General features: G+C 52.7%; 2 protein-coding genes. Both read right to left on the reverse strand.

Annotated features, from left to right (window positions below; genetic code table 11):
- The coding region (locus tag ACTHUM_RS15525; RefSeq protein ID WP_440403360.1) for a transcription antitermination factor NusB at positions 1-302 on the reverse strand (302 nt) is incomplete at its 3' end.
- Positions 303-348: 46 nt separating this feature from the next.
- Positions 349-867 carry an O-acetyl-ADP-ribose deacetylase gene (locus ACTHUM_RS15530; RefSeq protein WP_440403361.1) on the reverse strand — a complete coding sequence of 173 codons (519 nt, stop codon included), beginning with the start codon at positions 865-867 and terminating at the stop codon, positions 349-351.
- Positions 868-898: the final 31 nt, after the last annotated feature.

Genomic DNA, 898 nt, shown 5'->3' on the forward strand with positions numbered 1-898 from the left:
GCCTCATTGACCACGGCATGAGGCGCATTGCGCGTGTAATGCAGTTGGTACATCGCCGCCAAAAGCAGGCTTTCGAGCTGCGGATTGTCAATCGGCTTTTTCAGCATTTGACCAAGCATGTGCTTCAAACTGCCCAAATAACGTTGGCAACCGTAGGCAATATCCTGCAACGCGCCGTTTTCCTGCGCCGTCAGCTGCGGATGCGCTGCGCGGATTTCCGCCAAAACATCCTGAAGATTGCGCCCTTCGGCAACTGCGGCAACGCTGTCGGCAGCCAGTTTTTGGGCGAGGGACATACTCATATTTTTGCTTTCTGATTCATATTTGATTTCAAGTGTTCGGAGGATTTCAGACGGCCTGTTCGGCTGCCAGCAATGCCCGATAATATTCGGCATCTGCTTTGGAAAAACAGCAAAAGATGATTTTTTCCACTGCCGGACATTGCGGCAGGGTTTGTTTCAAACTCTCCAAAGCGATACGCGCGGCGGCTTCGGCCGGAAAACGGTACACACCGGTACTGATGCACGGAAAGGCGATGCTGTGGAGATCGTGTTTCTGGGCAAGCAGCAAGGAATTGGCATAGGATTGTGCCAATTTTGCCTCTTCATTTTGCTGTCCGCCAAACCATACCGGCCCGACCGTATGAATGACAAAACGTGCAGGCAAACGATAGCCTTTGGTTATTTTGGCTTCGCCTGTGCGGCAACCGCCCAAAGTGCGGCACTCGTCCAGCAGTTCTTTGCCTGCGGCGCGGTGTATTGCACCGTCTACGCCGCCACCACCCAACAACGATGAATTGGCGGCATTGACAATCGCCTCGACTGCCAATCGGGTAATATCGCCCTCGACCACTTCAAAAACAGCCATTGTTTTCTTTCCTCTACGTTTGTTTCCAGCC

The sequence above is a fragment of the Neisseria sp. P0021.S006 genome, assembly GCF_051956895.1.